Genomic DNA, 9033 nt, shown 5'->3' on the forward strand with positions numbered 1-9033 from the left:
CGTAGGCATGACCGAAGAAAAAGAGGGCATCGACATCGGCCGACTTACGGCCTGGCCCCTTACCTTGTGCGTGCGTACCGCCACGAGGAAAGGCTAGTCCCCTGAGCAAGATCACTGTCGACCACGAAGACGAAGCAACCGAGAACACCGTTTCCGTCCAGCTCGACGACACCCACGTACCCCCGACCTTTGCCGAGCTCGGTGTCCGCGACGAAATCGTCCGCGCACTGAACGAGATCGGTATCGAGCGCACCTTCGCCATCCAGGAACTCACCCTTCCGTTGGCTCTCGCCGGTGACGACCTCATCGGTCAGGCACGAACCGGAATGGGCAAGACCTTCGGTTTCGGCGTCCCGCTTCTGCATCGCATCGTCACCGCCGAGAACGGCACGGCTGTCCTCGACGGCACTCCCCGCGCCCTGATCATCGTTCCCACCCGCGAACTGTGCATCCAGGTCGCCCGTGACCTCGAGAACGCCAGCAAGTACCTCCGCGTCGGCGATCGTGGTCTTCAGGTTCTGCCGATCTACGGCGGCCGGCCGTACGAGGCGCAGATCTCGGCACTCCAGAAGGGCGTCGACGTCGTCGTCGGCACCCCGGGCCGCCTGCTCGACCTCGCCAACCAGTCGCATCTGATTCTGGGCAAGGTCGGCGTCCTCGTCCTCGACGAGGCCGACGAAATGCTCGACCTCGGCTTCCTGCCCGACATCGAACGCCTCATGGGCATGGTCCCTGACAAGCGTCAGACGATGCTCTTCTCCGCGACGATGCCCGGCCCGATCATCACCCTGGCGCGCACCTTCCTGACGCAGCCGACGCACATCCGCGCCGAAGAGGCCGAATCCTCCGCAGTGCACGACCGCACGAGCCAGCACATCTACCGTGCACACGCGCTCGACAAGGCCGAGATGGTCGCGCGCGTCCTGCAGGCCGAAGGCCGCGGCGCGACGATGATCTTCACCCGCACCAAGCGCACCGCCCAGAAGGTTGCCGACGATCTTGCCGAGCGCGGCTTCTCCGTCGGTGCCGTCCACGGTGACCTCGGACAGATCGCCCGTGAAAAGGCGCTGAAGGGCTTCCGCAACGGAAAGGTCGACGTTCTGGTCGCCACCGACGTCGCTGCCCGCGGTATCGACATCGACGACGTCACCCACGTCATCAACTACCAGTGCCCCGAGGACGAGAAGACCTACGTCCACCGCATCGGTCGTACCGGCCGTGCAGGCCGCACCGGCATCGCGGTCACACTGGTCGACTGGGACGACATCCCTCGCTGGCAGCTCATCGACAAGGCCCTGAGCCTCGGAATCCCCGACCCGGTCGAGACGTACTCGAGCTCGCCGCACCTCTACGAAGAGCTGTCGATTCCGGCCGATGCCAAGGGCACTGTCCGCAAGGCGAAGGCTGCGCCCGAGAAGGCCGCAACGGACAAGGCAGACGCGCCGAAGACGACCGACTCGGACGGCACCGAAGAGAAGGCCGCTCCCCGCCGCAACCGGACCCGTCGCCGCACCCGCGCCGGCGCTTCGGCCGACGCCGCGACCGGCACCACCGCCACCGCGACCACCGCTCCCCCTTCGGCACCCGCCGCAACCGGTGCCGAGAACACGGACGACGACGGAGCAGCCAAGCCGCGTCGACGTCGGCGTCGTCGCCCCGCGGCTACCGCGACGGCAGGCGCCGCAGAGTAAGCTGCCGATGTGCTGGCTCCTGAAAGGCGTACTCGCTCAGATCTGATCGGTGCGCTGGCTCTCGCGCTGGCCGTAGTCGTAGCGGTGACCGTGGTGTGGTTGCGCAGTGATGCGCACGGAACCACCTCGGTCACCGCTGACACGTCACTCCCACCTCTGTCGACGTCGGTGTTGTTGCCCGACATCCTGAAGCAGACGTGGGAATCCCCCAGCGCCGCCTCGACGGCGCCCATCACCGTCGGAAATGCCGTCGTCACCGCCGACGGTTCCGAAGTGATCGGCCGCGATCCGGCTACTGGCGAAGAAGTGTGGCGGTACGCGCGCAACATCGCTCTGTGCGGCGCGATCGGTTCGTGGGATCGCGTCGTCGGCGTCTACCAAGACAATCGTGGTTGCTCGCAGGTCACGTCGCTGGTCGCAGACACCGGTGCCCGCAAGGACCAACGCAACAGCGACGCCGATTCCGCGGTCAGCCTTTCAGCGGACGGCACCTACCTGATTTCGCGCGGCAGTGAGCGAATGGAACTGTGGCGCTCGGACCTCGTCCGAACCCTCGAGTACGGCCGGGTCGACGCGAAGGTCAACCCCAACAAGCAACCCCGCACCGGATGCACGCTGCTCGATGCTGCGTCGAGCGCCAACCGAGTCTCGGTACTCGAACGCTGCCCCGGTGAAGCCTCCAACAGGTTGACGGTGATGAATCCCGCACCCAAGGACGCCCAGGAACCCGAAGAGTACGGATCCGCGATTCTCCTCGACTCGGAGGGCGCCCGCCTGCTTGCCGTGGCCGGCGAGAAGACGGCGGTCTATCTCCCAGCAGCCAACGGAACCGTTTCTCGCATAAGTATTTTCGACGGATCCGGCAATCCGATCGTCGACTATCCGATCGAGGGAACGGTGACCGAAGGCGCCCGCACCCACGCCGACAAGGCTTCGATCACGTGGTGGACCGGCTCGCAGACCGTCAACCTGCGCCTGAACGATCTCGCTCCGACGTGGATCGTCAACGGAACGTCCGGGCCCGGAAGCATGGTCGCCGGTCAGATGCTCATCCCCGTTCCGGGCGGCATTGCAGCCGTCAGCCCTTCGGACGGAACGGTTCAGCGCATGCTCGCCGTCGACCGAGGTGAGACGACGACACCGATCGTGCTCGCCAGTGCGGGCGAGACGATTCTGGAACAGCGCGGCGACACCGTGTTCGCGCTGCGCTAGAATTTCTCGCTGCGCTCAGAGCGTCAGTTCGGGCGCGAAAGTCACGACTTCGTTTCCAGCCCAATGCTTCAAAAGATTGTCGGCGAGATCACGATAGGCGTCCGCGCCCTTGTTCTTTCGTCCCGCGAGGACCGTCGCGCCCGAAGCAGAGGCCTCCGCGAACTTGACGGTGCGTGGGATCGGCGGCGCCAGAACGGCCAGGGAGTAGCGGTCGCTGACGTCGGCGAGCACGTCGCGACTGTGAGTGGTCCGAGCGTCGTACAGAGTCGGGAGTGCCCCGAGCAGAACAAGATCCGGGTTGGTGATGGCCTGGACTTCACGAACCGTGCGCAGCAGCTGTCCGACGCCGCGGTGCGCGAGGGTCTCGCATTGCAGCGGGACCAGAACCGACTGCGCCGCAGTCAATCCGTTGAGTGTGAGCACTCCCAACGACGGCGGGCAGTCGATGATGATGACGTCGTAACTACCCAGGAGCGGAGACAGCGCCCGCTTGAGCGCGAACTCGCGACCGGGTCGCATCAGGAGCAGCGCTTCGGCGCCCGCGAGATCGATGGTCGCCGGCAGGAGGTCCATGCCGTCTTCCGTCTGCAGCACGGCGTCAACCGCGTCGAGATCACCCGCCAGGACCTCGTTGACCGAACGCTCGAGGCGATCCGGATTGTGTCCGAGCGAGAACGTCAGGCAGCCCTGCGGGTCGAGATCCACCACCAGGACTCGCTGTCCGAGCGCGGACAAAGCCGCACCGAGGGAGGCGACCGTGGTGGTTTTAGCCACGCCGCCCTTTTGATTCGCCACTGCGAGAACCGTCGTCACACGTAGATCCTTGCGCACTTCGCGCCAGGAGGCGAGCTACACACGCGAGGCAGCCTGCAATGATGGTCCACATGGCTTCCCAGTCCGCCCCCTCGGCTATCCCCCTCAACGCTCGCGTCGTACTCATGCGCCACGGTGAAACCGAGTGGGCGCGCACCGGGAAACACACGGGACGGACCGAGGTTCCGCTGACTCCGCTCGGCGAGATGCAGGCCACCGCGACCGGAAACCGCCTGCGGACACTCGACCTCCGCAATCCCATGATTCTCACGAGTCCTCGCTTGCGCGCTCAGTTGACCGGTGATCTCGCCGGCCTTCCGGAGGAGCGAACCTGGGATGCGCTCTCCGAATGGGACTACGGCGACTACGAGGGCCTCACGACGCCCGAGATCCGCGCAACAGTGCCCGACTGGACCGTCTGGACACACCCGTGCCCCGGCGGCGAGCAGTCGGATCAGATCCATGCCCGCACCGACATGGTGCTGTCGATGGTGCGTTCACAACTACCCGAGCGGGACGTGATCTTGATCGGGCACGGACACTTCTCGCGCGCACTCATCGCCCGCTGGCTCGAGCTCCCGGTGACGGAAGGAAAGCGTTTCGCGTTGTTCCCGGGTGCATACACGGTTCTCGGCTACGAGCACGGCGCCACCCACCTCGTTCATCACAATGTGCCGCCGCTGGTCGAGGCTTAAGATTCTCTCCATGATTCGACGCGCCACGCCCGCAGACGTCCAGCCGATCACCGACATGATCTACGAGTTGGCGGACTACCAGAAGGCCCTCGACGAGTGCACCGTGAAGGCGGAACAGATCGGCGAGGCTCTGTTCGGGCCGGCCGCGACGGCCTTCGCACACGTAGCTGTGAATTCAGCCGACGACGTCGTCGGCATGGCGCTGTGGTTTCGCAATTTCTCGACCTGGGACGGCGCCCACGGCATCTACCTCGAAGATCTGTACGTCAAGCCCAGCCAGCGCGGATCAGGGCACGGGAAGGCTCTTCTGGCCGCACTTGCCAAGGAGTGCACCGACAACGACTACACGCGGCTGTCCTGGTCGGTGCTCAACTGGAACACCCCCTCGATCAAGTTCTACGAGTCACTCGGCGCCGACGCGAAAACCGAGTGGACCACGTATCGCCTGACCGGCACCCACCTCGGAGCTCTCGCCGCCGAAGCCGAGTAGGTCTGAAGCAGAGTCGGCGGTCAGCCTTTTTTGTCCTGCGGCTCTTCGGGCTCGTCAGCGCCGGGATTTCCCTCTTCCGGCGATACCTCGTCTGCGTACGCGCCGTACTCCGCTGCCATCCACCGAGACGTCGGCGCCGAGAACAGGCAGCCGAGGGCGCCGAGAACGACGACACCCAGAACGACGCCGAGCAGCACCTGATGCGAATCGGTCAGCAGCGACCAGGCGACCGGTAGGAGCAGCAACTGGGCGACGACGGCGATTGCCCGGCCCCATCGGCGACCGTTCAGCAGAGCGATACCGGCAGCCAACACCGCGCCGCCGAGAATCGCGACCCAGGCGGCGAAGCCGTACCCGTTGGTGACGCTCTGATCGTGCCCGGTTGCGCCGCGAATCACCGCGACGATCGCGAACCCGGCGGCAACCAGCCCTTGCAGCGTCACGAGGGCACCTGCCCATCTGACTGTCTTGGGCAGGGCGTTCGGACTGGCGGTATTCGGCACGAGGCCAGCCTAGAACACGACACCGGATAGGCTCATGCCCCGTGCGCGCACTGCTGATCGTCAATCCCAATGCCACCTCCACCACCGCCGCCGGTCGTGACCTGTTGGCACACGCCCTCGAGAGCCGGGTGCGACTTACTGTGGCGCACACCACACATCGTGGACACGCTGCCGAACTGGCGCGCGAAGCGCACGAAGACGGCTTCGGCTCGGTGATCGTCCACGGCGGCGACGGAACGGTCAACGAAGTGGTCAACGGACTGCTCGGGGCACCGCATCCCGCGTCGATGAAATCGGTTCCGGTCGGTCCGATCCCGACGATCGCGGTCGTTCCAGGGGGCTCGGCAAACGTTTTCGCGCGTTCACTCGGTATTGCCGCCGACCCGATCGACGCCACAAACCAACTCGTCGACCTACTCTCGGAGCGGACGAGACGCCGAATCGGGCTCGCACATTGCGACAACCGTTGGTTCACGTTCAATGCCGGAATGGGCCTCGACGCCGACGTGTGCGAAGCCGTCGACGCCAGCCGCAAGAATGGTGACGCTGCCACTCCCGCCCGATATGTCCGAACTGCGATCGCAGCGTTCTTCCGCGCGAAGCGGGCCGAACCAGCCCTGACAGTCCACCTTCCCGATCAGGATCCCGTCTCCGGAGTCCACTACGCGTTCGTGTCGAACTCGAGCCCGTGGACATATCTGGAAGAGCGTCCCGTGCACACCAATCCGGGAACCACCTTCGACAGCGGACTCGGAATCTTCGCCATGACGAGCACCAAAGTCCTACCGTCCCTGCGGGTTGTGCGGCAGCTCCTCGCACGCGGCGCAGAGCCGAAATCGAAGGTCCTCCTACGCACCGACGACGTCCCGACAATCACCATCGAATCGTCGCGACCGATCGGACTCCAGATGGACGGCGACTACATCGGACTTCGCGAAAAGGTCGAATTCACCTCGGTCCCGGATGCACTGGAAGTGTTCGCGCCGATTACGACGTGAGTCAGGCAACACGTTTGACCTGCAAAAACTCTGGTGCCGAATAGCTAAAATCGGGTAAAATGCCGGTGACGACCAGGTGGCCGTCAGGTGTGTCACAAATTAGTGAGTTGGCCCACGAACCCGTTCAAACCTATTGACATACCGCGAGTTCGTGAAAGCATTCACAAGTAACAGTGCGGAAACGTTGATGACGCACACACAAACTCATTGGTACCAAATGGTGTGAATACACACCCAATTAAGGAGCGAAAAAAGATGGACTGGCGCCACAACGCAATCTGTCGCGACGAGGATCCCGAACTGTTCTTCCCCGTGGGAAACAGTGGACCGGCCCTCGCTCAGATCGCTGATGCCAAGGTTGTCTGCAACCGCTGCCCCGTCACCGCCGAGTGCCTGTCCTGGGCCCTCGAGTCCGGTCAGGATGCAGGCGTCTGGGGCGGAATGAGCGAAGACGAGCGTCGCGCACTCAAGCGTCGTAACGCACGTACCCGTGCACGCACTTCCGTCTAGGTAGAACCGAGACGTTCGACTCGCGGCGGAGTACAGCCCCTCCACACAGTCGAAGACGACAGCCCGGCACCACATGGTGCCGGGCTTTTTGTCTGCTCGAATTAACAGCGCTGCTCGAATTACTGGCGCTGCTCGAATCAGTAACGCGCAGTACGTCTACCGAGCGGCACACGCAGAACCGCGTCGGTGCCGCCGCCACTTCCCGGGTGCAGTCCGAGCGAGCCGCCGAGTTCGGCACCCAGCAGAGTCCGCACGATCTGGAGTCCGAGGCGATCGGACTTCTCGAGGTCGAAGTTCTCCGGCAGGCCGCGCCCGTTGTCGTGGATGATCACGTCCAACCAGCGCGCAGAACGCTCGGCGCTGAGTGTGACCGTGCCGGTGAGTCCCGGATCGAAAGCGTGCTCGATCGCGTTCTGCACCAACTCCGTCAGCACCATGACCAGCGGGGTGGCGCGCTCGGCGGAGAACACTCCGAAACTTCCCTCGCGCCGAATCGTCACCGGCACACCCACTCCCGCGACATCGGAGAGCATGGGAACCAACCGGTCGATCACCTCGTCGAGATCCACCTCTTCGTCCACCGACATCGACAGGGTGTCGTGGACGAGGGCGATGGACGTCACGCGTCGCACCGATTCCGTCAATGCTTGTCGCGCTTCGTCGTTGCCGGTTCGCCTGGCCTGTAGACGTAGAAGCGCCGCGACGGTTTGCAGGTTGTTCTTCACTCGATGATGAATCTCGCGGATGGTCGCGTCCTTGCTCAGGAGCGCGCGATCACGACGCTTGACCTCGGTGACGTCGCGAACCACGACCGCAGCACCGACATGCCGACCACCCGGCTTGAGTACCAGAGCGCGCAGCAGAACGGTCGCCCCACGCGCCTCGATCTCCATCCGACGGCCAGGCTTGTCCGCCAACGTATCTCGGATGTAACCCGCAGCTTCCTGAGACTCGAACGGGTCGGTGACCAACGAACGGGTCAACGCCGCGAGATCTTGTCCCACCAGATCCGAACTCAGACCCATCCGGTGATACGCCGAGAGAGCGTTCGGGCTCGCGTAGACGACGGTGCCTTCGGTGTCGAGACGGATGAAACCGTCGCCGGCACGTGGGCTCGAGTTCGTGTCGGAGCGCGATTCTCGGATCGGGAAGGTTCCGTCGCTGATCATCTGACACAGGTCTTCGGCGCAATCGAGATACGCGAGCTCGAGCGGACTCTGCGCTCGCTGGTGCGACAGGTTGGTGTCGCGGCTCAGAACCGCGATGACTCGCCCGTCCAGACGCACCGGAACCGCTTCCTTACGCGGCGGCATTCCTTTACGCCACGTCTCGTCTTCCCCACGCACGACGCGCCCCTCGACAAGAGCGCGAAGCACCTGCGGATGCTCGGACTCGGAAACGACCGTTCCGACCGCGTCCTCCGGGAAAGCCGTCGATGCCGTGGTCGGCCGGCAGTGCGCTACGCAGATGACCGTCCCTTCGGATCGGTTCTTCTCCGATTCGGTGCCCACCCACAGGAGAACGTCTGCAAAAGAGAGGTCGGCGAGCAGTTGCCACTCCCCCACGACGCGCTGGAGATGGTCGACCGCCGCACCCGGCAGATCGGTGTGTTCGGCGAGGAGGTCACTGAGAGTGGACATCGGCTTACTTAGGAGATCACGGCGATCAGATCGCCTTGCTGAATCACGTCGCCGACCTTGACGCCCACCGTCGTCACCGTTCCCGGAACCTCGGCCAGGACGGGAATTTCCATCTTCATCGATTCGAGGATGACCAGGGTGTCGCCGTCCGCGACGACGTCTCCCTCGCTCACGACGACCTGGTAGACCGTCGAAACCATCTCGGCGCGCACGTCTTCTGCCATCGTGAACCTCACTTCTGTCGGAACTGCACTCTGACCACGAAAATACGTCGACGGATTACTCGATCGACCTGCCAATGGAACCACACCGGCATCGGCGTGAAACAATGACGCGAAAGAAACAGAAGGGAGACCAATCATGGGTAAGCGTGGTCGTAAGAAGCGCAGCCGTAAGGGCAACGCCGCTAACCATGGCAAGCGTCCAAACGCCTGACATGTAGCGCAGCAAAACGTCCGAGGGGCGGGGAAGCATTGCTTCC

General features: G+C 64.1%; 11 protein-coding genes. 7 read left to right on the forward strand and 4 right to left on the reverse strand.

Annotation, left to right across the window (positions count from 1 at the left end; translation table 11 throughout):
- The first annotated feature begins 101 nt into the window (after positions 1-101).
- The gene (locus ACFT1A_RS25220; protein ID WP_378449223.1) at positions 102-1691 is read left to right on the forward strand and encodes a DEAD/DEAH box helicase; all 1590 of its coding nucleotides are present in this window, start codon (positions 102-104) and stop codon (positions 1689-1691) included.
- Between the two features lie 9 nt (positions 1692-1700).
- Positions 1701-2903 carry a hypothetical protein gene (locus tag ACFT1A_RS25225; RefSeq protein WP_378449210.1) on the forward strand — a complete coding sequence of 401 codons (1203 nt, stop codon included), beginning with the start codon at positions 1701-1703 and terminating at the stop codon, positions 2901-2903.
- Between the two features lie 15 nt (positions 2904-2918).
- Here ACFT1A_RS25225 and ACFT1A_RS25230 read toward each other — a convergent pair whose 3' ends face one another.
- Positions 2919-3716: a ParA family protein gene (locus ACFT1A_RS25230; RefSeq protein ID WP_378449211.1), complete on the reverse strand. Its 798-nt coding sequence runs from the start codon at positions 3714-3716 to the stop codon at positions 2919-2921.
- A 71-nt stretch (positions 3717-3787) separates the two neighbouring features.
- On the opposite strand from ACFT1A_RS25230, the gene ACFT1A_RS25235 reads away from it, so the two are divergent.
- Together ACFT1A_RS25235 and ACFT1A_RS25240 are read left to right on the forward strand one after the other, a co-directional pair.
- Positions 3788-4411 carry an acid phosphatase gene (locus ACFT1A_RS25235; RefSeq protein WP_230812622.1) on the forward strand — a complete coding sequence of 208 codons (624 nt, stop codon included), beginning with the start codon at positions 3788-3790 and terminating at the stop codon, positions 4409-4411.
- 10 nt (positions 4412-4421) lie between these two features.
- Complete coding sequence (locus ACFT1A_RS25240; protein ID WP_003940724.1) at positions 4422-4901, forward strand: GNAT family N-acetyltransferase; 480 nt, start codon at positions 4422-4424, stop codon at positions 4899-4901.
- Between the two features lie 20 nt (positions 4902-4921).
- Here the strand turns inward: ACFT1A_RS25240 and ACFT1A_RS25245 are convergent, their stop codons facing one another.
- Complete coding sequence (locus ACFT1A_RS25245; protein ID WP_378449212.1) at positions 4922-5404, reverse strand: hypothetical protein; 483 nt, start codon at positions 5402-5404, stop codon at positions 4922-4924.
- Positions 5405-5445: 41 nt separating this feature from the next.
- Between ACFT1A_RS25245 and ACFT1A_RS25250 the strand changes: the two genes are divergently transcribed.
- Together ACFT1A_RS25250 and ACFT1A_RS25255 are read left to right on the forward strand one after the other, a co-directional pair.
- Entirely contained in the window at positions 5446-6402 is a 957-nt protein-coding gene (locus ACFT1A_RS25250) for a diacylglycerol kinase family protein (protein WP_230812617.1), read from the forward strand.
- A 255-nt stretch (positions 6403-6657) separates the two neighbouring features.
- Complete coding sequence (locus ACFT1A_RS25255) at positions 6658-6912, forward strand: WhiB family transcriptional regulator (protein ID WP_003940950.1); 255 nt, start codon at positions 6658-6660, stop codon at positions 6910-6912.
- Between the two features lie 137 nt (positions 6913-7049).
- Here the strand turns inward: ACFT1A_RS25255 and ACFT1A_RS25260 are convergent, their stop codons facing one another.
- Both ACFT1A_RS25260 and ACFT1A_RS25265 read right to left on the reverse strand, forming a co-directional pair.
- Complete coding sequence (locus ACFT1A_RS25260; RefSeq protein WP_230812615.1) at positions 7050-8552, reverse strand: sensor histidine kinase; 1503 nt, start codon at positions 8550-8552, stop codon at positions 7050-7052.
- An 8-nt stretch (positions 8553-8560) separates the two neighbouring features.
- Positions 8561-8776, reverse strand: a complete 216-nt coding sequence (locus ACFT1A_RS25265) for a biotin/lipoyl-binding carrier protein (RefSeq protein ID WP_007731208.1) — start codon at positions 8774-8776, stop codon at positions 8561-8563.
- A 136-nt stretch (positions 8777-8912) separates the two neighbouring features.
- On the opposite strand from ACFT1A_RS25265, the gene ACFT1A_RS25270 reads away from it, so the two are divergent.
- Complete coding sequence (locus tag ACFT1A_RS25270) at positions 8913-8987, forward strand: 50S ribosomal protein bL37 (protein ID WP_022597109.1); 75 nt, start codon at positions 8913-8915, stop codon at positions 8985-8987.
- The last annotated feature ends 46 nt before the right edge of the window (positions 8988-9033 follow it).

Source organism: Rhodococcus sp. NPDC057135 (assembly GCF_042670865.1).
Classification (GTDB): Bacteria; Actinomycetota; Actinomycetes; order Mycobacteriales; family Mycobacteriaceae; genus Rhodococcus_F.